The sequence below is a fragment of the Pelorhabdus sp. sgz311001 genome (genome assembly GCF_055901755.1).
Genome location: NZ_JBVXUT010000001.1, coordinates 244,790 through 270,143 on the forward strand (window position 1 = coordinate 244,790; position 25,354 = coordinate 270,143).

A 25,354-nucleotide genomic window follows, 5' to 3' on the forward strand; every position below is an offset into this window, starting at 1 on the left:
CGAAAAATGTTAATAATAATTGTAATTTTTTTATTTATACTTCTTGTTGGGAGCCTGTTCTTTGTAAATCAGCCAGAGTTTGGTCGTAGTCCGACCGGCGAGCGTTTAGCAAGAATTCAGGCCTCATCGAATTATGTAAATGGGAAATTTCAATGTTTAGAACCTGTAGAAAAAGTTGTTGAGGGCAGCCAAGTTAGCGCTATGGGGAATTTTCTATTTGGTTCTAAACAAAACTTGGTGCCTCGTGAAGCGCTGCCTACTGAAAAAACAGATTTAAAATCGCTGGATGTGCAGCAAAATATTGTTGTATGGCTTGGCCATTCGTCTTTCTACCTACAGGTCGGAGGATACCGAATTCTTATTGATCCCGTATTTAGCAGCTACGCTTCGCCGCTTTCTTTTATTAATAAAGCTTTTGCTGGGAGCAATGTCTATACGGCTGAAGATATGCCCAATATTGATGTACTTATTATTTCACATGATCATTGGGATCACCTTGATTATCCGACAATCATGGCGCTGAAGCCTAAAATTAAAGAGCTTGTATGTCCCTTAGGTGTCGGCGAATACTTTGAAGAATGGGGTTTTTTGCTAGAGCAGATACATGAAGAAGATTGGTTTACGCAAGTGAAGCTTGCTGAGAATTTTAATGTTTATGTGTTACCTGCACAGCATTTTTCAGGTCGGTTTTTAAAAGAAAATCCCACACAATGGGCTAGTTTCGCTTTTGTGACGCCAGATTGTCGTGTTTTTTATAGCGGTGATGGTGGTTATGGAAAACATTTTAAAGCGTTTGGCGAGATGTTTGGCAGTTTTGATCTAGCAATTCTGGAAAACGGTCAATATAGTAGGGATTGGCCTCGGATTCATATGATGCCGGAAGAGACGGCTCAAGCAGCTGTCGATATTCATGCCAAAACAGTGTTACCTGCTCATAGTGGCAAATTTGCCTTAAGTCGTCACAGTTGGGACGAGCCTTATCGTCGTATTGTGGTAAGCAGTCAAAATAAAGAATATAAATTAACTACGCCGAAAATAGGGGAACTTGCACATGTTGGCGATGTAAGAGAAACTTTTGATTTTTGGTGGGAGAAAATCAAAAAGGGGTAATGGCAGAATGGATTGTTACAAGGGGTTGTTTCATATGAACTTAAAGAATCTAAGAAAATGATTCGATTAGCTTCAATGTTATGCTTAGGTATTTTTATTATGGCAGGATCGTCTCATTCTGGTTTTGCTGCAGGCGCTAGGGAGGAGAATATGAAAGAGTCGGATACAATGAAACAGCGTGTCGAAAATGCAAATGAGAGATATCAGAAGCTCTTTGAAAACGAAAAAATGCCAGAAGAAACAACTGATCCAGATTTCGCTAATACTATGAAGCGATTTATTTATGGGGAGGTCGAACAACAAGGCAATCTTTCCGACAAAGAAAGGGCGCTTATTACCTTAGTCATATTGGAAACTACGGGAAACGAAGATCTTCTTGCAGTGAATGTTAAGAGCGCTTTACATGTTGGCGTGATGCCAATAGAGATAAAAGAGGCTATTTATCAGGTTGCGCCCTATGTTGGATTTCCCAAGGCGTTAGAAGCACTGCGTGTTGCTAATCAGGTTTTCATTCAACAAGGTATTCAGCTTCCCTTAGAAAATCAGTCTACAGTTACGGAATCTACACGTTTTGAAAAAGGCTTGGCAGTTCAAAAAGACATATTTGGTAGTTCAACTATTAATACGATGTATGAAAAGGCAGCAAAGGAGCAATTGCATTTTCAACATTATCTTTCTGGTTATTGCTTTGGCGATACCTATACGCGCCGAGCTTTGGATCTTAAGATGCGTGAAATGCTTACGATGGCAGCCATTGCTGCTTTAGGCGGTTGTGAACCGCAATTGAAGGCCCATATCCAGGGGAATCTTAATGTCGGGAATAGTAAAGAAACTATTGTTTCTGTTATTACAGAATGTGTGCCTTATATTGGATTTCCTCGTTCTTTAAATGCCATGCGCTGCGTAAATGAAGTTTTTGAGACAGCGACAAAGGCAAAATAGGTTGGTAGCAGCGTTGTAAAAAAAGTATTGCAAATTTAAAATAAAGAAAGCGAGTGTGGTCAAAATGCCATTTATTCAATTAGAAGCGGGTGCAGTAAGCAAAGAGCAAAAAGAAAAACTGATCGCTGGTTTCACGAAAATTGCCAGTGAAACGTTGGGCGTGGGAGAGGAGCACTTCTTAGTTTTGATCAAAGAAAATAGTCCAGATAATTGGGGTGTAAGCGGTGAGCCGCTTCTTCAGTTTTTAGCTAAAAAGCAGAAAGATTGATATTTGCAAAAAAAATTCTGATGGCTTTTAACTGTTTATTATAATAAAGGTTAGGTGATTATTAATATGGCAAAAAATATTCTTGTACTTACAGGTAGTCCTAGAAAGGGCGGAAACAGTGATAAGTTAGCTGATGCATTTATCAGCGGCGCTCAAGAAGCAGGCCACACAGTTACAAAATTTACAACCGCAAATAAAAATATTAAAGGTTGTATAGATTGTAAAACTTGTTTTAGTAAAGGCGGCGCTTGTTCGATCCCTGATGATTTTAATCAGTTAGCTCCGCTCATTGCACAAGGGGATGTGCTTGTCTTTGCAACTCCGCTATATTGGTTTTCATTCCCTACGCACTTGAAGGCTGTGATTGATAAACTTTTTTCATTTATGATCGGACAAAAGCCTTTGAAAGTAAAAGAAAGTGCTCTCTTGGTTTGTGCGGGTGATAATAATGAAGCTAGCTTTGAAGGGATCGTTACATCCTACAGATTAATCGCAGGTCATATGGGGTGGGAAGACCGTGGCACTATTCTTTTGGGTGGGCTTCTTGATAAAGACGATATTTTGAAAACGGACGCTTTGCAGCAAGCGAAAGATTTAGGAAAAAGTATATTGTAAAAGTTTTATTTGTGAGGATACCTTTGTCAATAGTAAGGAACATAGTTTGTAAAAAGATACGCAGTAGTATATTGACCTGGAGTTTACTCAATATGTTATGGTAAGACAAAGAATATAAAAGGATGGTGTTTAGCTATGGCAGAAGAAAATCAACCGGAAGGAACAGCAAAAGCTGGTATCAATCGCCGCACGTTTATAAAGGCAGCGGGAGGTGTTGTAGCGCTTGCGGCATTGCCTGCTTTATGGCAAACCCAAAAAGTGCAGGCTGAGTCCGCAGCTGCAAGGGCTAGCTCTTATAGTGGATCGCAGCGACTTGCAGCCTATGACTCCTCTAAACCGACTGTTTTTTTTACGCGAAACTTAAGTCCGGAAGGGGTTGCGCTTATTTATGAAAAAATTAAGCAGCCGATACAGGGAAAAGTAGGGATTAAGCTTCATACCGGAGAGCCTCATGGTCCTAATCTTTTGCCGATTGAATATATTAAGCAATTGCAAAGTAAAATTCCTAATAGTAATATAGTAGAATGCAATGTTCTCTACAAGAGTCCACGACGCGAAACAGAAACGCATCGAGAAACGATTCGTATTAATGGATTCGATTTTTGTCCTGTTGATATTTTGGATGAATCCGATGATGTTATGTTGTCAACTGGAATCAAGGATTTTTTAGATCGGCAACTTGATAATTTTGGCGGAAAAACACCTTTTGCACCGGGCGTTCATTTGCAGGAAGTTGCTATCGGTCGCAATGTATTAAACTATGATTCTCTTTTGGTTTATACGCATTTTAAAGGACATGCCATGGGTGGATTTGGCGGATCACTAAAAAATATTGGAATTGGTATGGCGTCAGGAAAAGTGGGGAAACGAATGATTCATGGCGAAGGTTGGCCGCTAGGAAAAGAGTTTCTCGAAAGGATGGTTGAATCAGGCAAAGCAACAGTAGATCATTTTAAAGATCGTATTGCTTATATTAATGTTTTGAAAAATATATCTGTTGATTGTGACTGTAATGCTCATGGCGCGAAGCCTACTTGCAGCGATATTGGAATTTTAGCATCAACTGATATTTTAGCGATTGATCAGGCTAGTGTTGATCTTATTTACGGTATGCCTGAGCAGGAGAAAAAGGATATTGTAGAAAGAATGGAATCACGCGAAGGTTTGCATCAACTTGACTATATGGAAGTCCTTGGTATGGGCAGTCGCAGCTATAATCTGGTTGAGTTATAAACTACAATATAAATAAAAGGACGAGATTTTCCTTTTGGGAAAGCCTCGTCTTTTTATTTATAAAGAAATTAATTTACAATAAAAAAATCCCTGATTTGTCATGGACAAAATCAGGGAACTTTTTATTGTATTAGTACTGTCTGCTGTTTTGGTTGAAACAATCGCGACAGAAAACAGGACGATCATTGCTAGGTTTGAAAGGAACTTGCGTTTCAACACCACAAGCTGCGCAAGTTGCAGGGTGCATTTCACGACGCTGTGAGTTGTTGTTGTTGCGAGGGTTTTGTTGTTTACGTGCAGAACGGCAGCTAGGGCAGCGGCCTGGTTCGTTCGTAAATCCTTTTTCTGCAAAGAAATCTTGTTCTGAAGCCGTGAAAACGAAATCAGCACCGCAATCGCGGCAAGTTAAAGTTTTGTCTTGAGCCATATTAAATAGCCTCCTCAAATCGATTACCCAAATAATTAATTTAGAATACTCATTGGGCTTCTCACTTATTGAGAAGGGACTAATGAAAACTCTTCGTTGTCTATAGTGGGTAATTATATTGTAAATGTATTTCGAGAAATAGTCAAGAAATACATTTTGACTATTTCTCATTTGATTTATTTTTGTTTCGGTGAGAGGATCATGAGTAAGTCGCCTGTCTGGATAGACGCGCCATTTCCTGTAACAATTTCTTTTACAAAGCCATCACAAGGAGCCTGAATCGTCGTTTCCATCTTCATAGCTTCTGTAACCATAATCGGTTGATCTTTTTTGACGCGCGTTCCTACTTCGACAAGCGATTTGACAACAGAACCGGACATAGTAGCGGCAATGTGATTCGGATTGTCGCGGTCAGCTTTACGGTTGGTAATAGCTGAGGCCACAATACTGCGGTCTTGCAAAATAACTTGACGTGTCGAACCATTGAGTTCGAAATTGACAGCGCGTGTTCCGTCAGGTCGCGGCGCTCCAATTGACAAGAGCCGGATTACTAGGGTTTTACCTTGCTCAATTTCAACGCGGATTTCTTCGCGTGGCGTCATGCCGTAGAAGAAGGTTGGCGTATTGAGTAAAGAGATATCGCTATATTTTTTTACAGCTTCCTGATAGTCGAGGAATACTTTGGGATATAAGGCATAAGAAATGAGATCTTCGCAAGTAATGGGACGATGCAAGGAATTGTGAAGCATGTCTTTCAAATTGTCGAAATTAACAGGTTCAAGCAGTTCGCCGGGGCGTTCTGTTAAAGGTTTGCGGCCTCGGAGAATAATACGCTGCAGTTCTTTCGGGAAGCCTTGGTAAGGTTGACCAATCTGACCTTCAAAAAATTCAACGACAGAATCAGGGAAGTCGAGGCTTTCACCTTGTTCATAAATATCGTCTTCCGTTAATTCATTTTGCACCATATACAGGGCCATGTCGCCGACCACTTTGGAAGAAGGTGTTACTTTAATGATATCACCGAACATTAGATTTACCTGACGGTACATGGTTTTTACTTCTTCCCACCGTTCGGCCAAGCCTACAGCTTGAGCTTGCTGACGAAGATTGCTGTATTGGCCGCCAGGCATTTCGTGTTCGTAAATTTCGGCATTAGGAAACTTCATGGCAGCTTCAAAGTTACGATAATAGTGCCGCACATCTTCCCAATAGTGTGATAAGTCATTGAGACCGGTAATATTGACATCAGGCTGACGACTATGACCGGAAAGCGCATAATAGAGGCTATTGGCGCTTGGCTGGGAAGTCATGCCTGACATGGCCGCAAGTGACGTGTCAACAATATCAACGCCAGCGTCAATGGCGCGTGCTAACGTATAAATACCATTACCGCTCGTATCATGAGTATGTAAGTGAATCGGAATATCGACAGCTTCTTTTAGGGCGGAAACAAGGACGTAGGCCGCTTCTGGTTTTAAGAGGCCAGCCATATCTTTGATACCTAAGATGTGAGCGCCAGCCTTTTCCAGCTCCTTAGCCATGGTCACATAGTACTCAAGATTGTATTTCGGACGTGCTGGATCAAGAATATCACCAGTGTAGCAGAGGGCGGCTTCCGCCACTTTACCTGATTCACCTACGGCATCAATAGCTACTTGCATTCCTTTGAGCCAGTTGAGACTGTCAAAGATTCGGAAAACATCCATACCAGCATCGGCGGATTTTTTTACGAAACGCCGTACTACATTATCAGGATAATTCTTGTAACCTACCGCATTAGATGCTCTGAGCAGCATCTGGAAGAGAATGTTAGGACATTTTTGCCGTAGCAACTGAAGTCTTTCCCAGGGATCTTCTTTTAAAAAGCGAAGCGCTACATCAAAGGTGGCGCCGCCCCACATTTCGAGAGAAAAGAAGTTTTGCATAACCTGTGAGGTTGGTTCCATGATTTTAGCCATATCATAGGTGCGGACACGGGTAGCTAAGAGCGATTGGTGACCGTCACGCATGGTTGTATCTGTCAACAGAACGCGAGGCTGTTCTTTGATCCAGCGGCTAAGTCCCGCCGGACCTTCTTTATCGAGAATTTGTTTAGTACCGCTTAGATTTTTTTCGTATTGTACGGATGGATAGCGTGGCGTTAAGAAAGCGGGTTTTTCGCGATTGGCCATACCAGGATAGCCATTTACCGTAATATCACCGATGTAAGTCAAAATTTTAGTACCGCGATCCTGCGGTGTAGGGAAGACAAAAAGTTCCGGTGATGTATCAATAAAAGAAGTATCGTAAGTGCCATGAAGAAATTTTTCGTGGTTTACTACATTATATAAGAATGCGATATTTGTTTTTATACCGCGAATTCTAAATTCGCCAAGCCCGCGCAGCATTTTGGAAATTGCACTACGATGGGTAAGACCCCAAGTGGATAATTTGACAAGCAAGGAATCATAATAGGGGGTAATGACGGCGCCTTGAAAAGCATTAGCTGCATCGAGACGAATGCCAAAACCGCCGCCGCTGCGGTATGCTGTTAGTTTTCCTGTATCAGGCATGAAGTTGTTAGCAGGATCTTCGGTTGTAATACGACACTGGATGGCATGGCCATGACAGCGGATTTCTTCTTGCTGGGGAATGCCAGTGATTTCATCATGGAGTGTATGACCGTCAGCAATAAGCAGTTGGGATTGAACAATGTCAATGCCAGTTACTTGCTCGGTAATAGTATGTTCTACTTGAACCCGAGGGTTTACTTCAATGAAGTAAAACTTATGGTCGGGTGTTACGAGAAATTCTACGGTACCGGCGCTAACGTAGCCGACATTTTTCATGAGTTTGACAGCCGCGTTGCAAATTTCATGACGGAGTTCATTCGGTAAAGATAAAGCAGGGGCAATTTCAACGACTTTTTGATGACGGCGCTGTACGGAACAGTCTCGTTCAAAGAGGTGAACAAGATTGCCGGCATGGTCGCCAAGGACTTGTACTTCAATATGTTTTGGCTTTTCTAACAGTTTTTCTACGTAAACTTCATCGCTGCCGAACGAAGTTAGCGCTTCTGATTTAGCGCGATTATAAGATTCTTCAAGGGAAGCAGCGCTACGAACAAGACGCATACCGCGTCCGCCGCCGCCGAGATTGGCTTTAATAATAATAGGATAGCCGTATTTTGCGGCAAAATCTTTTACTTCTTCTAAACTACTTACAGGTCCGTCGCTGCCAGGGATGACGGGAAGACCAGCGGCAATTGCCTGTTTACGGGCATTAATTTTATCGCCGAACATAATAAGATGCTCTTCTTCCGGTCCGATGAAAATAAAACCTTCTTCTTTACAACGGCGGGCTAAGTTACTGTTTTCAGATAAAAAGCCATAGCCGGGATGAATGGCGTCAACGCCATGTTCTTTAGCAATTTTCAAAATGCCTTCTAAATCAAGATAGGCTTCTGTTGGTTTTTTATTGGCGCCTACCTGATAAGCTTCATCGGCTTTATAACGATGCAGCGATAAAATATCTTCTTTGGCGTAAATGGCAACAGTTCGAATGCCCAATTCATTGCAGGCGCGGAAAACACGGATGGCAATTTCACCGCGATTGGCAACAAGTACGGTTTTAATTTTTTTCATGAAAATTCCCCCCAAAAAAATTTCCCTGTTAGCAGTTGTCGCTAAGATGAGCGCAATTGTAAAGTAAACAGTATTTTTCATAAAATAAGAATAGTTTTAAAGCTAACTGTAACATTACCATAGTTTTTAAGGGAATACAAGGCGGCTAAAGTAAATATACTGCATCCTTGTACAATGTACAAAGATTAGTGTATACAAAATACAGTATAACTACTGAACTCGCTGCTTTCATTGACTTTATGGCGGCAAATCGCTACAATTACAGGTAACTAGAAGGAAAGCGGGCGATTAATATGGCTAAAATTATAAAGAATCGTAGCGATAAAGAAATGTTTGCCAATTGGCAAGAAGAATCAACTTTTGAAAATATGCTCGACGGACGCCAGGAAACAACGGTTGCAAAGAAAACCGTTAAAGTGGAAGATAAAGGCTGGCAAAGTTTTTTTACGGACGAATTTAAAGAATCAGTGGGAAAAGCTTTATTAGAATTGAAAGTAACGCTTTACAAACAAGGCGTTGTAGACTTTAAGCTCCAGACGGCAGTGAAGGACAATCAGATTATCTTAACGGCTGTTCCGAAAAAGAAACGCTAACAATATTTATTATTAGGTAATGATCTGGTATAATGATCACAGATATGGTAGGGATTAAAAATAGTTTCACCAAATGAACACAATTAAATTAAGGAAAGAAGTGAGACGATGATCGGTGTTAGTACTTTACTCTGTGATACGCAAAATTACGGCGATACTCTGCGTTATGCCAAAAGCTCTCATGGCCAGCGTCATGGTGCAGCTGCTGGCATGGGGCCAGTAATTGCCTGGAATATTACTCGTACCTGCAATTTGAAATGTCGTCACTGTTATTCCGATTCAGCGGCAAAACAGTATGAAGGGGAGCTGAGTACGGCTGAGGCCTTAAAATTTATCGATGACTGTGCGGCTTTTAAGGTTCCTGTACTGTTATTATCAGGTGGCGAGCCTCTCATTCGTCCTGATGTCTTTACTTTAGTAGAACGGGCGACAAGTCATAATATTCGAGTCACCTTCTCAACGAATGGAACATTGATTGACGCTGCTATGGCGCAAAAAATCAAAAGCCTTGGCGTAGGCTATGTGGGCATTAGCCTTGATGGTTTAGGCGAGGCTAATGATAGTTTTCGCGGCAAAGATGGCGCTTTTACAGCAGCACTGACTGGAATTCGCCACTGTATGACTGCTGGTCAAAAAGTAGGGTTACGATTTACAATTAATCGCTATAATTACCAGGACCTAGAAAATATTTTTAAACTCATTGAAACGGAGCAGATTCCTCGTGTTTGTTTCTATCATTTAGTCTATTCGGGGCGAGGCTCCAGTATGATGCAGCACGATATTACGAAAGAAGAAGCGCGTGCAGCTATGGATTTGATCATGGCGAAAACGATAGAATTGGGAGACCGCTGCGAAATTCTCACAGTGGACAATCACGCTGACATTGTATATTTATACTTAAAACTCCAAAACAGTGATCCGGTAAGAGCGGCAAAAGTATGGGAACTTATGCAGCGAAACGGTGGCAATCGCTCCGGGATCGCTTTTGCCAATGTCGATCCCCTAGGCAATGTTCATTCGGATCAGTTTACGCAAAATCACACTTTTGGCAACGTGCGTGACCGTGCTTTTGGCGATATTTGGACCGATGTATCGCAACCAATTTTAGCGGGGCTGAAAGATCGAAAACCACTTTTGAAAGGACGTTGCGGTCAGTGTAAGTGGCTTTCTGTGTGTAACGGAAATTTTCGGGCGAGAGCTGAAGCTGTGACTGGGGACTTCTGGGAGTCCGATCCGGCTTGCTATTTGACGGATGAGGAAATCGGAATTTTATGATAGGAAGGACCGCGCTGATTTTAGCGCGGTCTTTTCATATAGAGAGGAGAGCTATCGATGGATGCCCATAAAGAACATCATTTTACGGCTTCCGATACGATTCGAGATATTGTAATTGGCATGTCTGACGGCTTGACTGTTCCCTTTGCCTTGGCAGCTGGTTTATCAGGCGCTATTGATTCTAATGGAATCGTGGTAACGGCTGGTCTTGCTGAAATTGCCGCAGGTGCTATATCTATGGGGCTTGGCGGTTTCTTAGCAGCACGTAGCGAGGCGGAGCACTATGAAAAAGAACGATTGCGCGAAGAAATGGAAACGAAATATCGCTTGGCTGATGAGGAGCAAGAAATTATTGATATTTTCGCTTCTTACGGCATAGCTCCGGCTGAATGTGCCAGCGTTGTAGCCGCTTTAAAACGAGATCCGCAAGCGATGGTTGATTTTATGATGAAATTTGAGCTGGGTCTGGAAGAGCCGGATCGCAAGCGCGCTTTCTATAGCGCTGTAACGATTGCCGGTGCTTATGCAGCCGGCGGGATTGTGCCGCTTTTGCCCTATATGTTGGTAGACGGTACTTCTCATGCGTTAGGGTTTTCTGTATTCGTTACTTTAGCTGCACTCTTTTTATTCGGTTATGGCAAAGGTTATTTTATTGGGGAACAGCCGTGGCGTAGCGCGCTGCAGACGACTTTAATCGGCGGTGCTGCTGCTAGTGCTGCTTTTTTCCTAGCCCGATTATTTTCTTGAACCGTCCTAGTACGGTCCCCAATTACAATTCGTGTATTTTAATGCGCAAAATTGAATAAAAATAAATAAAAATAAAAGTGTTGACAAACAAATGATATCACGTTAAACTAAACACAATTACAAAACAACGCAAAACTGTGATCAGGACGAGTAAGTATGTAAACAAAAGTGCAGCGAGTTGGTGACCGGGAGACCGGAGGTGCGATGACCAACCTTACGAGCATACTGAATGGACCTGTGAGTGCTCTCCGAACGTTTTAGGCAAGTAGGCAGAGACGGACGCCGCCGTTATCAGGCTAGAGTATCGGACGAGGAATCCCGTACTTGAAAAGAGGGAAAGCTTTTTCAGGCTTTCTAAATTAGGGTGGTACAGCGAACCATTTCGCCCCTTTAGCGGGTGAAGTGGTTTTTTTATATTTAAAAAGCAGAAAAACTGTGATCAGGACGAGTAAATATGTAAACGAAAGCGCAGCGAGTTGGTGACCGGGAGACCGGAGGTGTGATGACCAACCTTACGAGCATATTGAATGGACCTGTGAGTGCTCTCCGAACGTTTTAGGCAAGTAGGCAGAGACGGATGCCGCCGTTATCAGGCTAGAGTATCGGACGAGGAATCCCGTACTCGAAAGAGGGAAAACCTTCGCAGGTTTTCTGAATTAGGGTGGTACAGCGAACCATTTCGCCCCTTTAGCGGGTGAAGTGGTTTTTTTATTTGGGAAAAGGAGAGGATAGCAATGCTAAAAAAATTCTTACTGCAAGTTGTTTCTGGACGGAACTTATCAAAAGCAGAGGCTGATGAAGCCATGACTGTGATTATGTCAGGACAGGCCACTGAGGCTCAAATTGGCGCATTTTTAACAGCGCTGCGGCTAAAAGAAGAGACAAGTGAAGAAATAGCTGGATTTGCCGCCGGGATGCGTCGACAGGCTGAAGGGATTCAATGTACCTTACCGGATATGATTGATACCTGCGGTACTGGCGGTGACGGCACAGGCACTTTTAATGTTTCTACAACCGCGGCTTTTGTGCTAGCTGGCGGCGGCGTACCTGTTGCAAAGCATGGCAATCGCGGTATTTCGAGCTCCTGCGGCAGCGCAGATGTGCTTACGGAATTAGGCATTGCTGTAGATATGGCGCCAAAGCGGACCGAAGAAGCGATTCATTCGCTCCAGATTGGGTTCCTTTATGCTCCCGTTTTTCATAAAGCAATGAAATATGCGGCTGGTCCCCGGCGAGAGCTCGGTTTTCGAACGGTTTTCAATTTGCTCGGACCCTTAACGAATCCAGCTAAAGTAGAGCGTCAAATGATTGGTGTTTACGATAAAAAACTGACAGAGAAAGTGGCGCAAGCTCTGCTAGATTTAGGGACGAAGCAGGCTATGGTTGTGCATAGTTTTGATGGTATGGATGAAATATCGACGTCGGCTCCTACCTGTATTGCTGAAGTGAAGGCAGGGCAAGTTATCTCCTACACATTGCATCCCGAGGAGTACGGTTTTTATGGTCAAGGTCTTGAAAGTTATAAAGGCGGCACTGCGAAAGACAATGCCCAGATTGTACGACGCGTTTTACAAGGCGAAGCAGGACCTCACCGAGATATCGTTCTCTTAAATAGTGCCGCTGGCTTTGTCGTAGCTGGCAAGGCTGAAACAGTTAAAGAAGGCTTGGTCTTGGCGGCTTACAGCATTGATAGCGGCGCCGCTTTCACCAAGCTCGAGGAATTAGCCGCTTTTAGCCGGAGCGCGAAAGCGGCGGCAAGGGCGGTTGGGCAATGATTATTAAGATTTGCGGCATTCAAACAAGCGAAGCTGCTAAGGCGGCGGAAGCCTATGGCGCCGACTGGATTGGGTTTGTTTTTGCTAAGAGCCGTCGTCAGGTTTCGTTAGAACAGGCAGCTTTGATTAGTCAAGAGCTTCACACGGTGAAGAAAGTCGGCGTTTTTGTGAATGCGCCTCTTAACGTAGTAGACGCAGCCATTCGCTCTTGTTCTTTAGATTTCGTCCAGCTCCATGGTGACGAACCGGAAGAATATTGCCGCCAAGTTTCTGTGCCTGTGATTCGAGTCATGGCAGTTGGGGCTCAGGAGAAAGCGTCTTTGCCGCAAAACGCTGATTATCTGCTGTTTGATACGGCGAAGGCAGGAGAGCGCGGTGGAACTGGTGAGGTCTTTGATTGGAATAGTCATTATTCACTTAGACAAACCGCTTCGGTTCCCGTGCTTGTGGCAGGCGGTCTTAACGAACAGAATGTGGGTAAGGCAATTGCAAATTTTCGGCCTGATGGAGTGGATGTATCAGGCGGTGTAGAGACAGATGGCAGTAAGGATATTAGTAAAATTCACCGTTTTATTACAGCCGTCAGAAAGGTGGAAAGAATTTATGCTAAATAAGATTGTTGCCTTAAAGCGGCAAGAGGTTGAACAGACGAAAGTTAAAATGCCTATAGAAAATTATCAAAAAGTCCTTACAACAGGTGACCATGCTTTTGCTAAAGCTCTGGTAAAGACGCCTTGGGCGCTTATTGCCGAATGTAAGCTGGCTTCGCCGGCGAAAGGAAGGTTGTGTAAGGATTATTCGGTGCCAGAGTTAGCAAAAATCTATGAAACAAATGGCGCCTGTGCTTTGTCAGTTCATACTGACCAACATTTTCTTGGTAAGCTTTCTGATCTTGTTGCAGTGAAACAGGTGAGTTCACTACCAATTTTACGCAAAGAATTTATTATTGACGCCTACCAAATTTATGAAGCTAGAGCGCACGGCGCTGACTGCGTTTTGCTCATTGCGGCGATCCTGACAGATAAGGAACTGCAAAATTTTCTCGCAATTGCTAAGGAACTAGCCATGGATGCATTAGTGGAAGTCCATAGCCGAGAAGAGTTAGAACGGATCAATGTTCTGCCGGTTCAGCTTGTTGGTCTTAATAACCGTAATTTAAAGACCTTTGAAACAACGATTGAAACATCAGTAAAACTTCTGCCCCATTGTCGGGAAGGTCGCATTGTGATTAGCGAGAGCGGCGTAGGGAGCAGAGAAGATGCTTTGTTATTACAGCACGCTGGCGTCAAGGGGATTCTGGTTGGCGAAGGACTTGTTACGGCAGAATCTATTGCTGAGCAGACGCGGCAGTTCGCTTTATTAAAATAAACCTTTTTCAGTTGGAGTTTGAACTCGAACTGAATGGATACTAGGAGGAAGAAAAATGCCAAATAAACAGGGACGCTTTGGACGCTTTGGCGGACGGTTTGTACCGGAAACAGTAATGCCAGCTTTAATCGAGTTAGAAAAAAAATATGAAACGCTGAAAGAAGAACCTGAGTTTCAGGCCGAACTGGCTTTTTACTTAGATGAGTATGCTGGTAGGCCCACACGCCTTTATTACGCTGAAAAACTAACTAAGCATTATGGCCGGGCTCATATTTACTTAAAGCGCGAAGATCTTTTGCATACAGGCGCTCATAAAATTAATAATGCCATCGGGCAAGCTCTCTTAGCGAGAAGAATGGGTAAGAAACGAATTGTTGCTGAAACTGGCGCTGGTCAACACGGCGTAGCTTGTGCAACTGTTGCGGCTCTCTTTGGGATGGAATGTGTTGTGTTTATGGGAGCTGAAGATATGGAGCGGCAGGCATTAAACGTATTTCGTATGCGACTTCTAGGCAGTCGCGTTGAAGCTGTCACAAGCGGCAGCGGTACGCTGAAAGATGCCACAAGTGAAGCCATTCGCTACTGGGTTACCAATGTAGAGGATACGCACTATATTATTGGCTCGGTTGTAGGGCCCCATCCATATCCGATGATTGTGAGAGATTTTCAATCAGCCATTGGCGAGGAAGTGAAAGCAGAACAAGAGAAGCTGAAGGCGCCGCTGAAATATTTGGTAGCTTGCGTCGGCGGCGGCAGTAATGCTATGGGGCTGTTCTATCCTTATCATCAGGATAAAGCAGTTATCAAAATTGGCGTGGAAGCTGCTGGCAAAGGCTTGCATACAGGCGAACATGCCGCTTCCTTGACCCAGGGGCGTCCCGGCGTCCTTCATGGTGCTTACAGTTATTTGCTGCAAGATGAAGACGGCCAAGTGATACCGGCCTATTCGGTTTCAGCTGGACTTGATTATCCTGGCGTCGGACCGGAACACTCCTTTTTTCGCGATAGTAACATTGCCTCTTATCGCGCCGTGACAGATGAAGCCGCATTGGCAGCATTTCAGCGAATTGCCAAATTAGAAGGAATTATTCCGGCCTTGGAAAGCTCGCATGCATTGGCTTATTTAGAAGAACTCATGCCACAGACAAACAGCGATGAATCCGTAGTCCTGTGCCTTTCCGGGCGGGGCGATAAAGATGTTCAACATGTAGCTGGCTTATTGAAGGGGGTATTACCATGTCACGAATAGAGAAGCGTTTTTCTGCACTAAAAGAACAGGGCCGTAAAGGACTTGTTATTTATGTCAATAGCGGCTATCCCGATTATGAAATTACCTATGAAGCTGTCTTAGCTATGGCGGCAGCTGGCGCCGATGTGATAGAGTTGGGGCTTCCTTTTTCCGACCCTATGGCGGATGGGCCAGTGATTCAAAAAGCGGCTACCGAAGCGCTGGCGAAAGGCGCTACTACCGCAAAGGCACTAGATTTAGCCAAGCGAATTCGGCAGCAATCTGATGTTCCTTTGGCGGTTATGACTTACGTGAATACTATTTTAAATCGAGGGGTAGAAAAATTTGTGCAGGATTTCGCTGCTGCCGGTATTGATGGTCTTATAGCGCCTGACGTGCCAGCGGAAGAAGCGGCGCTTTTGCAAGGGCCTTGTCAGAGTGCCGGGATGGATCTTATTTCTTTTGTAGCGCCTACGACAGACGCCGCTCGACTGCCCGGTCTATGCCGTCAAGCCTCAGGATTCATTTATTGTATTGCTACAACTGGTGTGACTGGCGTTCGCCAAACAGACTATAGCGCCATTGGTAAGGTGATTCAATCAGTACGCAGCCAGACGAAGCTGCCGCTTGCTATCGGCTTTGGAATTGGCAGTCCTGAGGCCGCTGTGGCGGCGGCACAACATGCTGATGCTGTAATTGTCGGCAGTGCTGTAGTAAAACTTTTAGCCCAAGAGGGGGTTGACGCTGCTGCTGCATTTGTGGCTTCAGTGCGACAAGCTCTTGATGAAGGCAGGTGCTAGACTGTGAACATTTATCCGGGAGAAAATGAATTTAGCCAGCTAGCGCAGGAGTTTACGCTGATTCCTGTGTATACGGAACTGGCGGCCGATCTTGATACGCCCATTTCTTTTTATTATAAGCTAGTAGGCGATCAAGCCGGGTTTATCTTAGAAAGCGTAGAGACAGGAAAGACTTTTGGCCGCTATTCCTTTATTGGCGCGGAACCTTTTGCAACTTTTACCTGCTATAAAACAAAGACAAACGTTGTCGAGAACGATCCTTGCCCGAAAGAATATATTCTACCAGGCACGCCGAAAGAGGTTTTACAATCCTACTTAAATAACTTCAAGGTCCCATCACTTCCCGGACTGCCGCCCTTTATGGGGGGAGCTGTAGGCTATTTTGCTTATGAATCAGTAGCTACCTTTGAACGCGTACGCGGACTTGAAGTTGATGATAATCAGATTCTTTCTCAGTTGTTATTTTGTCGAATTCTCGTTGTCATGGATCATTTAACGCACGTGGCTCGCCTTGTCTACTTAGCAACAATCAAGCCAGGCGAAGATTCTGCGATCGTTTATCAGAAAGCTTGCACCGAGCTTGAAGCAGTTAAAGCGAAGCTGCAGCAAAATACGAAATTGGTTGAATCGGAAAGCGAGGCGGAATTTCAAAACATCGTTGGGCAGCAGCCAGCGGTAGCGAATGATGATTACGGCAAAATCTATATGGACCTTGTTGAAAAAGCGAAAGAATATATCAAAGCAGGCGATATCTTTCAAGTCGTCTTATCACAGCCCTTTTGCCGTAAATTGAATCAGCCGCCTTTTGCCATATACCGCAGTTTGCGGCGGCTGAATCCGTCACCTTATCTCTTTTATATTAATTTTGGTCAGGAAAAAATAGTCGGAGCCTCGCCGGAAATGCTAGTCAAAGTAGAAAATAAGAAGGTTTATACTTGTCCGATTGCTGGTACGCGGCCGCGCCAAAAAGACGAAGCAGAAAATCAGCGGTTAGCTGACGAAATGGCCTGTGACGCAAAGGAAGTCGCTGAGCATGCCATGCTCGTCGATTTAGGCCGCAACGATATTGGTCGCGTCAGTATTCCTGGCACAGTCAAAGTCGATCAGCTTATGACAGTTGAACATTTCTCGCATGTTATGCATATGGTTTCTCACGTGTCCGGTACGATAAAAGAGGGACTTACAGCGCTAGATGTACTTGCCGCTTGTTTTCCCGCTGGAACTTTAAGTGGAGCGCCGAAGGTGCGTGCTATGGAGATTATTGCTGAGCTGGAACAAAACGTACGAGGTTTTTATGGTGGTGCTGTTGGTTATATTGATTATCGCGGCAATATGAATACATGTATTGCCATTCGGACTCTATTTATTGACGGCGACGCTGTGGCGATTCGGACCGGTGCTGGCATTGTAGCCGACTCTGTACCGGAAACGGAATATCAGGAAGTGCTCGCTAAGGGAAAAATACTTTTTCAGGTCATGGGGGAATGACGTATGATTCTACTCATTGATAATTACGATTCTTTTACTTACAATGTCTATCAGTATATTGCCGAACTAGGCGCCAATGTAGAGGTCGTCCGCAATGATGCGGCAACTCTAGACGAACTTAGCCAAAAAGATTATGAGGCTGTTATTATTTCTCCTGGTCCTGGCAGACCGGAGGATGCGGGAATTAGTGTAGAAGCGATCCGTTATTTTGCTGGTAAAAAGCCTGTTCTCGGTATTTGTTTAGGCCATCAGGCCATTGGTCAGGTTTTTGGGGCGAAGGTAGTGCGAGCACCGCTGCCGATTCATGGCAAGACTTCACAAGTGAGTCATAATGGTACGGGAATTTATGCTGGAATGGAACCGGGGTTTATCGCTGGGCGCTATCATTCCTTGATTGTTGATAAAGAAAATTTACCTGATTGTCTTGAAATTACGGCAGAGGCTGATGGGTTAATTATGGGATTGAAGCATAAGGAGTGGGATGTAGAAGGTTTGCAGTTTCACCCTGAATCAGTGCTCACGCCGCAGGGGAAAAAGTTATTAGAAAATTTTCTGGGAAAATTAAAATAAAACTAAGACAAAGAGCTTGCGTGTAACCTTGTAATGTGCTATAGTAAGGATCAAATCATAACGCTTCAAAAACGATGATAAGGAAAAGTAGATATAACCGCTTGGCTACAGAGAGCCGGGAAAGATGAGAACCCGGTCCGGTTGTTGTATTGAAGTTCCCCTTAGAGTTTCGTGCTGAAACCTGTAGAGGCTGTAGGCGGCGACGGCAACCTTCTCCGTTACCTAGGAAGGGGGATATCGGCTTATGGCCCGCATCCTGATGAGTGATTCGCTGCTATAGCGAATAAGCAAGGTGGTACCGCGAGAACAAGCTCTCGTCCTTAGTTGGACGAGGGCTTTTATTTTGTTTTAGGAGGAAATGAAGATGACGGTGATTGGTTATTTGGGACCGGAAGGAACTTATAGTGAGGAAAGTGTCAAGTGTCTTTATAGTGAACAGCACGGAGTCTTTAAACCTTACCCCACTATTGATGGCGTAATTCGGGCCTTGGCGGCCGGGGAAATTACGGAGTGTGTTGTACCGATTGAAAACTCCTTGGAAGGAGCCGTAAATGTAACACTTGATCTATTAGCTCATGAGGTGAATTTATCCATTATAGCCGAGCTGATTTTACCAATTCGTCATAACTTGCTGTTGCATCAAAATCATAAAACAAAGTCGGTAAAACGCATTTTATCTCATCCACAAGCTTTAGCGCAATGTCGGCAAACACTGTTTAAATTATACCCTGATGCCGTGTTTGAAGCTGTAGCAAGCTCCGCTGAAGCAGCTAGTATTGTCGCTCAAGGCGGGGAGGAGATTGCTGCTGTGGGAAGCCGCGCCGCTGCTGCGCGCTATGGCTTAGCAATTGCTGCCGCCGATGTACAAGATAGTGACAATAATTCAACTCGGTTTATTGCACTTAGGCAAAAGTCGGCCCAGCTTCTTACTACTGAGTCAGTTAAGACTTCGGTGATTTGCCAAATGAATGGCGAGAAACCAGGGAGTTTATGTGACATATTACAAGAGTTTTCGCGGCGACAAGTGAATTTGACCCGTATTGAATCAAGACCAGCCAGAACGGGGCTGGGAAATTATATTTTCTTTTTTGATTTAGCTGGCGCTAGCAATCAGCCAATTCTGGCCGAGGCACTTCGGGCTGTAGAAAAAAAATGCTTATGGTTTAAATTTCTCGGATCTTATGGCGTAAGACAAATCAGTTCTTGCTAGCAAGATGCAGTGAATTCAATCAAGACGAATCTATTTTAATAAATAAAGGAGCGATATATATGGGATCGAAAAATTATAAATTAGTAAGTCGCGAATACCAGTCGGAAAATACGGTGATTCAAGTTGGCAATATTATCATTGGTGGTGAAAATCCGGTAGTTATGGCCGGTCCCTGCGCGATTGAAAGTCGCGAACAGCTGTTAGAAGCGGCGCAAATCGTAAAAGCTGGCGGGGCGCAATTTTTACGAGGCGGTGCCTTTAAACCGCGTACATCGCCTTATGCATTTCAAGGACTGGAAAGTAAGGGACTGGAATTTTTGGCGGAGGCCCGTGAGCGTACTGGCTTAAAAATTGTTACAGAAGTTATGGATATTGAATCAGTTGCGATGATTTCAGAAGTAGCCGACGTTTTACAAGTTGGTGCAAGAAACATGCAAAATTTTGCTTTACTCAAAGCACTGGGACAAAGTAAGAAGCCGATTCTTTTAAAGCGCGGTATGGCGGCTACGATTGAAGAATGGTTGAGTGCAGCCGAATATATTGTGAGCGCCGGAAATTCGCAAGTCGTTCTGTGCGAACGAGGCATTCGTACCTTTGAAGAGTATACGCGTAATACCTTAGATCTCAGTGCGGTCAGTGCTGTTAAAATACTCAGTCATTTGCCTGTAATCGCTGATCCTAGTCATGGAACGGGAAAATGGAAGCTTGTACGATCCATGGCATTAGCATCTGTTGCGGCTGGCGCCGATGGTTTGATGATCGAAGTTCATCCGAACCCTGATGAAGCGCGCTGCGATGGTCCGCAATCATTGAATCCGGCAAACTACAACGCTCTAATGAAAGAAGTGGGCGGTCTTTCGGCTTTTTTACAGCAAAATCGGCAAATTGCACAAGGTTAAAGAAAAGTTATGTTGAAGTGTGGCAGGGATACAATCAAAAATGTCAAATCAATACATCAGGCCTAAATGAGAGTCATGTTTAGACTGTGATGAAATCGTTTCGTAAAACCAGGCCGGGACTGGACGGATAAATTATGATATTAGCATTTCGCAGAATTCTTGTGCTAGGTCTTTTTCTATTAGTTAGTTGTTCTTTTATGCCAGTTTCTGCCGATGCAGTAGCGGAGGAATCAACGGTCCTTATCTTAAACTCCTATTCGCGTGATTTTGCCTGGACGGATGATCAGACAGCTGGTATTTTGTCGGGGCTGAAAAGAGGCGACAAGGATGCGAATGTGCGTATGGAATATTTGGACTGGAAAAATAATCCGCGTGAAGATCGCTTGCCGCTTCTTTATGCTCTATTTAAGGAGAAATACAGCCGAACAAAAGTAAACCTTGTTTTTGCAACTGACGATGCCGCATTGAAATTTGCCTTGCGTTACCGCCAAGAGCTTTTTTCGAATGCACCTATTGTATTTTCTGGCGTCTTTCCAGAATCAGCTCAGGCCATTATTGGGAAAACACGCAATATAACTGGCGTGTTTGAACAAATCGACGCGCAAGGAAATCTAGACCTAATGCTTACGTTAAATCCATTTTTGAAGAAGATTGTGTTACTTTCTGATCAAACCGAAACAGGACTTGCATCCAAAAAAATTATAAGGGAAGCGGTTCGTAAAGTACGGTCTGATTTAACTTTAGAAGATTTTAGTTCGCTCTCGGAAGCGGAAGTAGTTGAGCGATTGCGTACTCTGCCAGCTAACGCTGCCGTTCTTGTGACGAGCTATGTAAGTGATGGCGCTGGAATGATTCGTGCGCCGGAAAAATACGTTCGGCTTTATGCGGAGCAAAGTAACGCACCTTTATATGTGACCTATGACTTCAATATGGGAGACGGGGCTTTGGGCGGGAGCACTGTGAGTGGTAAGTTACAGGGAGAAGCCGCAGCGAAACTGGCTACTCGTATTTTACAAGGGGAAGATCCTGATACGATTTCTCCGCTAGCTGTGGGGACAACTGTGACTATGGTAGACTATAATCAGCTTGTTCGGCATAATTTGAGCTTAGGACGAGTGCCACAAGGCAGTATTTTGCTGCATAATCCTCTAGCTGTTTATGAAGAAAATAAAACAATCGTATGGTCGATAGCCATTATTTTTATATTTCTTATTGTGTATATTCTCGTTCTTAGTAGTAATATTCGCCAACGGAAAGCGGCAGAACTTGACTTAAAGCAAAAGAATGAAGAATTAGGCGCTCTGTATGAGGAAATTTACGCATCACAAGATGAACTCCATTATCGCTATCAGCAGCTAGAGTCAGTTCAGGCTGCTTTGAAAAAGAGTGAAGAACGCTATAAACTCTCCTTGGCAGGCGCTAATGACGGATTGTGGGATTGGGATTTAGTTACAGGTCAGATTTATCTTTCGAAGCGCGGTAGTAGAATTTTGGAGATTGAATGGCAAGAGTCTTACGGCGTTTCCGATCTTCCCACTGTCCTGCGGCAAGAAGAAACCCACGACAGTCTTTTGAACAAATTAGAGAATCTGATCGCTTTAGGTAAAACGCACTTTTCTTTTGAAAAAGAAATTTTCTTTAGCACTATGGCAAAATGGCTTTTGATTCGTGGCAAAGTCCTGCTAGACGAGGCGGGAATGCCGGTTCGGGCTGCTGGATCATTGACGGATGTAAGCGATCGAAAAAGAAATGAAGCTGTCATTCACTATATGGCGTTTCATGACAACTTGACGGAGTTAGCCAATCGTTCGGCTTTAAATGAAAAATTGGCAGCTTTGTTTGTACATTGTCAGGCCGAGAGAAAGCGAGGCTGCCTTTTTTTCCTCGATATCGATAATTTTAAAACGGTAAATGATTTATTTGGTCATACTTTTGGTGATCAACTGCTAATTGCTTTTGCGGATGTGCTAAAGCGAGAAAAGGAGGAGGCTTTTCTTGCCCGAATGGGCGGTGATGAGTTTGTCTTGCTTGTGGAAGACATGGAAGAACCGCAGCTTGCTGCCGATTTTGCACAAGAGATCGCCGACTTATTTGCAGAACCTTTGCGTGTAGCCGATAAACAAATTCATTTAACAATTAGTATAGGAATTGCATTTTATCCTAGCAATGGTCAAAGTCAGGAGGCTTTGCTGAAAAATGCTGATTTAGCAATGTATCAGGCTAAAAATAAAGGGAAAAATCAATATGCTTTTTTTGATTATGCCATGGAAGCGGCGATTCAAAAGAAAGCGTTGCTGGAAACTGATTTACGGTCGGCTATTGCCAGCGGTGAAATTTTTGCCTGGTATCAGCCAATTTTTGACCTTAAGACCAAAAAAATTAACCGATTTGAGGCTTTAGCTCGTTGGCACAGTCCGCAGCACGGATTTGTAGCGCCTAATGACTTTATTCCTTTGGCGGAAGAAACAGGACTTATTTTAGCGCTGGGCTATGAAATTTTGGGGCAGGCGTGTTCTTTCTTAAGGGATTTAATGCTGCAAGGTGAACAGCAAGTTGTTGTGACAGTAAATATTTCCGCTGTTCAACTGATGCAGCCTGATTTTGTGGACTTAGTTCAGGAAGCGATTGATCTTTACTCAATTCCGCCAGAATTACTCGGACTTGAGATTACAGAGAGTATTTTGATGCAGTCTTTCGACGACAATGTAGCTAAACTGAAGAAATTAAAGGAAAAGGGTATTTTAATTTACTTAGATGATTTTGGTACAGGCTATTCGTCGTTGAAGTATCTTAAGGATTTACCAATAGATGTAGTTAAAATTGATAAATCCTTTGTGGATGGGATTATTGAGAATCAAGAGGATCGTGAGTTTACTCATATTATTATTCGTCTCGCTCACTTATTAAACATGAAGACGGTAGCTGAAGGTGTGGAAACTAAGGATCAGCTAGCTCTTTTAGCACAGTATGAGTGTGATGCTGCGCAAGGATACTTATTTAGTAAGCCATTGCCAGTAGGGGAGGCCCAGTCTTTTTTAACAAGGGAAAAAATTTCTCAATAGGATCATGAAAAAGAGAGAAATCCGCCAATAAGGTCTGAGTATTCAGGACCTTGTTAGCGGATTTTTCTTTAGAAAATTCTAATCTGATTTTATTTCCACATCGGCAAAAATATAGCCATTTTTGCCGTGCTTTTTTATTTGGTACATAGCCTGATCGGCTTTGGTAATTAAGTCTTCTACGGTGGCGCCGTGAAGTGGATAGAGACTGATGCCAATACTTGCTGATAAGAAAAAGGATTGACCTTCTAATACAACCGGTTTTTCTAAGGCAATCAGAATGCGTTCAGCAATGGTGCCAGCATCAAGCCAAGTGGAGATCCCAGGTACGATGGCGGTAAACTCATCGCCGCCTAAACGTGCGATCGTATCTCTGGCCTTAAAGGATTGTCGTAATCTTGTCGCAATAATTTTTAAAACAAAATCCCCAATGGAATGACCTAACGTATCATTAATCTGTTTAAAGCCGTCAAGATCGATAAACATTACAGCAAGCAACTGATTGTTTTTTTGTACTTCCGTAAGTTCCTCTGCCAGTTTTTCGAGAAATTCTGTGCGATTCGGCAAGTCTGTTAAGGTATCGTGTTTTGCTAGGTAGTTTATTTTTTGTTGCGCTTTATAATAGGTTGTCATATCAATTAAAGTAATAAGATACCCATCAATGGTAGGATCGTCGAGACGGCAGACTTTTGCATCAAGTGACTGTTCATTCTTGCCAACTTGCTTGGTTAATGAGGCAAAAAGACAAGTATCTTGTTGTGACGAAATATTTAATTTGGTTAGGTTGATCTGCAAGGTTTGCAAAAGTTCTGCTATATTGCAGTCAGGCTGGGCCCAGGCGAGCATTTCTTCACTAGCGGCGTTGCGGCGGATAATTTCCAGCTCAGAATCTACAAGGAGAATGCCGACAGGCGAACTGTCGATAATCTGATCCATTAAATGTTCTAATAGATTAGGATCATAGACTCGTTTTAGGCTGCCAACAGCGGCATAGTTTTGCAGAATAGCAAAACCCATCATAATAAAACCTGTCAAAACAAGTAATTGTCCTATCCACCAAGAAAGATTCCAGGGATATCCGATGAGAAAAGCAAAGGAAGATTGGGTAAAAATAAATTGAGCCCACAGGTGATACGTAAGCACAGTGGCTTTTTTCGGCATAAGATATAGTCTTATGGTAGCTGTAAATGAAATTACCAGAGCTAATAGTTCCAGACCTTGACGCAATAATGTAACAGAGAATGTGCAAGATGCAGCGAAGGTAAGGAGAATAGCTGTAAGTATGATTAGAACAATGCAGTGTTTTTTCCAGTGAAAGAGCGTTAGATTATTGCGGTCTTTTAAATAAAAAAGCCCTAAGAGTAAATAACAAGATAGAATAATTCGCGCAACTGGCGCAAAGATCAGAAAGGAAAAGGGAAACGGTTCAAGGAGAACTAGGGCGCCGCTATAAACGGTATAAAGCAGCGTAAAGCCGCCATAGGCAAGGGTTGTGCAAGCGAGAAAACGATTTTGACGCCTTAGGGCATTCTGGTAGGCTGTATAGGCAATAAAGCCAGCGAAAAGATCAACAAGAAGCACGCCAGCGATATGGGCATGTTGAATGGCAAAAAGGCTTTCCGAAAGAAAGCCAGTTTCATAAAGCATAAGAGTGCTGGGAAAAAGGAAAAGCCAGAAAAGAAAAAAATATTTATATAGGGCCATTGTGCAGCGAGTCCTTTACTGCCTCTACGGCATCTTTATTTGCAAAGAGAAAAGTAAAACTTTAAAAATAATTATACTGTACTAGGCGAATTATGTCTATGAGCAAGGAGGGCTAAAATAAACTCCTGCGGCTATTCTAAGCGGCAGGAGTTTAGCTTTTTATAGTTTCAACGGGTTAGGAGAAGGCGTAAGAGGTAATATCTCGTACGCCGGTTCGACCTTGGTCGGTACAAAACTCGTAACCGCAGGTTAAATAATCAAGTTTGTGATTTTGGTGTTCGCCGCTATCAATTAGATTCTGATAGAGTTGCACGGCACTTTTCATATTTTCTAGATAGATACAGGGACTTTGCTTCGGATTGTCTTTGTAGCTTACAAATACGTAACACTTGCTAATGGACATCGTAACCATCCCTCTCT

22 protein-coding genes and 3 other annotated features are annotated in these 25,354 nt (G+C 43.4%); of the genes, 18 read left to right on the top strand and 4 right to left on the bottom strand.

The annotated features are described in order from the left end of the window. The first annotated feature begins 6 nt into the window (after window positions 1-6). From AC0MXB_RS01325 to AC0MXB_RS01345, 5 genes are all read left to right on the top strand, one after another. A complete protein-coding gene (locus tag AC0MXB_RS01325) occupies window positions 7-1,110 on the top strand; it encodes an MBL fold metallo-hydrolase (protein WP_474037672.1) in 1,104 nt (367 codons plus the stop codon). A gap of 150 nt (window positions 1,111-1,260) precedes the next feature. Then, window positions 1,261-2,052: a carboxymuconolactone decarboxylase family protein gene (locus AC0MXB_RS01330; protein ID WP_474037674.1), complete on the top strand. Its 792-nt coding sequence runs from the start codon at window positions 1,261-1,263 to the stop codon at window positions 2,050-2,052. 64 nt (window positions 2,053-2,116) lie between these two features. Next, complete coding sequence (dmpI, locus tag AC0MXB_RS01335; protein ID WP_474037675.1) at window positions 2,117-2,320, top strand: 4-oxalocrotonate tautomerase DmpI; 204 nt, start codon at window positions 2,117-2,119, stop codon at window positions 2,318-2,320. Window positions 2,321-2,386: 66 nt separating this feature from the next. Further along, window positions 2,387-2,935 (top strand): flavodoxin family protein, encoded by a 549-nt coding sequence (locus AC0MXB_RS01340; RefSeq protein WP_474037676.1) that lies wholly within the window; start codon window positions 2,387-2,389, stop codon window positions 2,933-2,935. A 135-nt stretch (window positions 2,936-3,070) separates the two neighbouring features. Then, a complete protein-coding gene (locus AC0MXB_RS01345) occupies window positions 3,071-4,168 on the top strand; it encodes a DUF362 domain-containing protein (protein ID WP_474037678.1) in 1,098 nt (365 codons plus the stop codon). Between the two features lie 130 nt (window positions 4,169-4,298). Here the strand turns inward: AC0MXB_RS01345 and AC0MXB_RS01350 are convergent, their stop codons facing one another. Together AC0MXB_RS01350 and pyc are read right to left on the bottom strand one after the other, a co-directional pair. Beyond that, window positions 4,299-4,595, bottom strand: coding sequence for a zinc-ribbon domain containing protein (locus tag AC0MXB_RS01350; protein ID WP_474037679.1), 297 nt, complete (start codon window positions 4,593-4,595; stop codon window positions 4,299-4,301). Between the two features lie 176 nt (window positions 4,596-4,771). After that, complete coding sequence (pyc, locus tag AC0MXB_RS01355) at window positions 4,772-8,218, bottom strand: pyruvate carboxylase (RefSeq protein ID WP_474037680.1); 3,447 nt, start codon at window positions 8,216-8,218, stop codon at window positions 4,772-4,774. 293 nt (window positions 8,219-8,511) lie between these two features. Between pyc and AC0MXB_RS01360 the strand changes: the two genes are divergently transcribed. From AC0MXB_RS01360 to AC0MXB_RS01420, 13 genes are all read left to right on the top strand, one after another. After that, window positions 8,512-8,811, top strand: coding sequence for a hypothetical protein (locus AC0MXB_RS01360; RefSeq protein ID WP_474037681.1), 300 nt, complete (start codon window positions 8,512-8,514; stop codon window positions 8,809-8,811). Window positions 8,812-8,919: 108 nt separating this feature from the next. Further along, on the top strand, window positions 8,920-10,086 hold the full coding sequence (gene nirJ1 / locus AC0MXB_RS01365) for a putative heme d1 biosynthesis radical SAM protein NirJ1 (protein ID WP_474037682.1): 1,167 nt from the start codon (window positions 8,920-8,922) through the stop codon (window positions 10,084-10,086). 57 nt (window positions 10,087-10,143) lie between these two features. Beyond that, a complete protein-coding gene (locus AC0MXB_RS01370; RefSeq protein ID WP_474037683.1) occupies window positions 10,144-10,833 on the top strand; it encodes a VIT1/CCC1 transporter family protein in 690 nt (229 codons plus the stop codon). Between the two features lie 128 nt (window positions 10,834-10,961). After that, window positions 10,962-11,226: a binding site (T-box leader), on the top strand. 33 nt (window positions 11,227-11,259) lie between these two features. After that, window positions 11,260-11,523, top strand: a binding site (T-box leader). Window positions 11,524-11,567: 44 nt separating this feature from the next. Then, window positions 11,568-12,608, top strand: a complete 1,041-nt coding sequence (trpD, locus tag AC0MXB_RS01375) for an anthranilate phosphoribosyltransferase (RefSeq protein ID WP_474037684.1) — start codon at window positions 11,568-11,570, stop codon at window positions 12,606-12,608. Further along, complete coding sequence (locus tag AC0MXB_RS01380; protein ID WP_474037685.1) at window positions 12,605-13,222, top strand: phosphoribosylanthranilate isomerase; 618 nt, start codon at window positions 12,605-12,607, stop codon at window positions 13,220-13,222. The genes trpD and AC0MXB_RS01380 overlap by 4 nt, the downstream gene beginning before the upstream one ends. Beyond that, entirely contained in the window at window positions 13,212-13,976 is a 765-nt protein-coding gene (gene trpC / locus AC0MXB_RS01385; RefSeq protein ID WP_474037686.1) for an indole-3-glycerol phosphate synthase TrpC, read from the top strand. Before AC0MXB_RS01380 ends, trpC begins: the two co-directional genes overlap by 11 nt. Before the next feature lie 55 nt (window positions 13,977-14,031). Further along, window positions 14,032-15,225 (top strand): tryptophan synthase subunit beta, encoded by a 1,194-nt coding sequence (gene trpB / locus AC0MXB_RS01390; protein ID WP_474037687.1) that lies wholly within the window; start codon window positions 14,032-14,034, stop codon window positions 15,223-15,225. Then, on the top strand, window positions 15,213-16,004 hold the full coding sequence (gene trpA, locus AC0MXB_RS01395) for a tryptophan synthase subunit alpha (protein WP_474037688.1): 792 nt from the start codon (window positions 15,213-15,215) through the stop codon (window positions 16,002-16,004). Before trpB ends, trpA begins: the two co-directional genes overlap by 13 nt. Before the next feature lie 3 nt (window positions 16,005-16,007). Further along, window positions 16,008-17,492, top strand: a complete 1,485-nt coding sequence (locus AC0MXB_RS01400; RefSeq protein ID WP_474037689.1) for an anthranilate synthase component I family protein — start codon at window positions 16,008-16,010, stop codon at window positions 17,490-17,492. A 3-nt stretch (window positions 17,493-17,495) separates the two neighbouring features. Then, a complete protein-coding gene (locus AC0MXB_RS01405) occupies window positions 17,496-18,062 on the top strand; it encodes an anthranilate synthase component II (RefSeq protein WP_474037690.1) in 567 nt (188 codons plus the stop codon). Window positions 18,063-18,127: 65 nt separating this feature from the next. Next, window positions 18,128-18,387: a binding site (T-box leader), on the top strand. Window positions 18,388-18,426: 39 nt separating this feature from the next. Further along, a complete protein-coding gene (pheA, locus tag AC0MXB_RS01410; RefSeq protein ID WP_474037691.1) occupies window positions 18,427-19,272 on the top strand; it encodes a prephenate dehydratase in 846 nt (281 codons plus the stop codon). Window positions 19,273-19,331: 59 nt separating this feature from the next. Then, window positions 19,332-20,171, top strand: a complete 840-nt coding sequence (aroF, locus tag AC0MXB_RS01415; protein ID WP_474037693.1) for a 3-deoxy-7-phosphoheptulonate synthase — start codon at window positions 19,332-19,334, stop codon at window positions 20,169-20,171. A gap of 134 nt (window positions 20,172-20,305) precedes the next feature. Beyond that, a complete protein-coding gene (locus AC0MXB_RS01420; protein WP_474037694.1) occupies window positions 20,306-23,233 on the top strand; it encodes an ABC transporter substrate binding protein in 2,928 nt (975 codons plus the stop codon). Window positions 23,234-23,311: 78 nt separating this feature from the next. On the opposite strand, the gene AC0MXB_RS01425 is transcribed toward AC0MXB_RS01420, so the two are convergent. After that, the gene (locus tag AC0MXB_RS01425) at window positions 23,312-24,877 is read right to left on the bottom strand and encodes a diguanylate cyclase domain-containing protein (protein WP_474037696.1); all 1,566 of its coding nucleotides are present in this window, start codon (window positions 24,875-24,877) and stop codon (window positions 23,312-23,314) included. A 232-nt stretch (window positions 24,878-25,109) separates the two neighbouring features. Then, window positions 25,110-25,337: a hypothetical protein gene (locus tag AC0MXB_RS01430; protein ID WP_474037697.1), complete on the bottom strand. Its 228-nt coding sequence runs from the start codon at window positions 25,335-25,337 to the stop codon at window positions 25,110-25,112. Window positions 25,338-25,354 lie beyond the last annotated feature (17 nt).

Bases quoted from the DNA above. Each gene is read 5' to 3' on its own strand.
- AC0MXB_RS01325 (WP_474037672.1), top strand. From the start codon at position 7: ATGTTAATAATAATTGTAATTTTTTTATTTATACTTCTTGTTGGGAGC.
- AC0MXB_RS01330 (WP_474037674.1), top strand. From the start codon at position 1,261: ATGAAAGAGTCGGATACAATGAAACAGCGTGTCGAAAATGCAAATGAG.
- dmpI (WP_474037675.1), top strand. From the start codon at position 2,117: ATGCCATTTATTCAATTAGAAGCGGGTGCAGTAAGCAAAGAGCAAAAA.
- AC0MXB_RS01340 (WP_474037676.1), top strand. From the start codon at position 2,387: ATGGCAAAAAATATTCTTGTACTTACAGGTAGTCCTAGAAAGGGCGGA.
- AC0MXB_RS01345 (WP_474037678.1), top strand. From the start codon at position 3,071: ATGGCAGAAGAAAATCAACCGGAAGGAACAGCAAAAGCTGGTATCAAT.
- AC0MXB_RS01350 (WP_474037679.1), bottom strand. From the start codon at position 4,595: ATGGCTCAAGACAAAACTTTAACTTGCCGCGATTGCGGTGCTGATTTC.
- pyc (WP_474037680.1), bottom strand. From the start codon at position 8,218: ATGAAAAAAATTAAAACCGTACTTGTTGCCAATCGCGGTGAAATTGCC.
- AC0MXB_RS01360 (WP_474037681.1), top strand. From the start codon at position 8,512: ATGGCTAAAATTATAAAGAATCGTAGCGATAAAGAAATGTTTGCCAAT.
- nirJ1 (WP_474037682.1), top strand. From the start codon at position 8,920: ATGATCGGTGTTAGTACTTTACTCTGTGATACGCAAAATTACGGCGAT.
- AC0MXB_RS01370 (WP_474037683.1), top strand. From the start codon at position 10,144: ATGGATGCCCATAAAGAACATCATTTTACGGCTTCCGATACGATTCGA.
- trpD (WP_474037684.1), top strand. From the start codon at position 11,568: ATGCTAAAAAAATTCTTACTGCAAGTTGTTTCTGGACGGAACTTATCA.
- AC0MXB_RS01380 (WP_474037685.1), top strand. From the start codon at position 12,605: ATGATTATTAAGATTTGCGGCATTCAAACAAGCGAAGCTGCTAAGGCG.
- trpC (WP_474037686.1), top strand. From the start codon at position 13,212: ATGCTAAATAAGATTGTTGCCTTAAAGCGGCAAGAGGTTGAACAGACG.
- trpB (WP_474037687.1), top strand. From the start codon at position 14,032: ATGCCAAATAAACAGGGACGCTTTGGACGCTTTGGCGGACGGTTTGTA.
- trpA (WP_474037688.1), top strand. From the start codon at position 15,213: ATGTCACGAATAGAGAAGCGTTTTTCTGCACTAAAAGAACAGGGCCGT.
- AC0MXB_RS01405 (WP_474037690.1), top strand. From the start codon at position 17,496: ATGATTCTACTCATTGATAATTACGATTCTTTTACTTACAATGTCTAT.
- pheA (WP_474037691.1), top strand. From the start codon at position 18,427: ATGACGGTGATTGGTTATTTGGGACCGGAAGGAACTTATAGTGAGGAA.
- aroF (WP_474037693.1), top strand. From the start codon at position 19,332: ATGGGATCGAAAAATTATAAATTAGTAAGTCGCGAATACCAGTCGGAA.
- AC0MXB_RS01420 (WP_474037694.1), top strand. From the start codon at position 20,306: ATGATATTAGCATTTCGCAGAATTCTTGTGCTAGGTCTTTTTCTATTA.
- AC0MXB_RS01425 (WP_474037696.1), bottom strand. From the start codon at position 24,877: ATGCTTTATGAAACTGGCTTTCTTTCGGAAAGCCTTTTTGCCATTCAA.
- AC0MXB_RS01430 (WP_474037697.1), bottom strand. From the start codon at position 25,337: ATGTCCATTAGCAAGTGTTACGTATTTGTAAGCTACAAAGACAATCCG.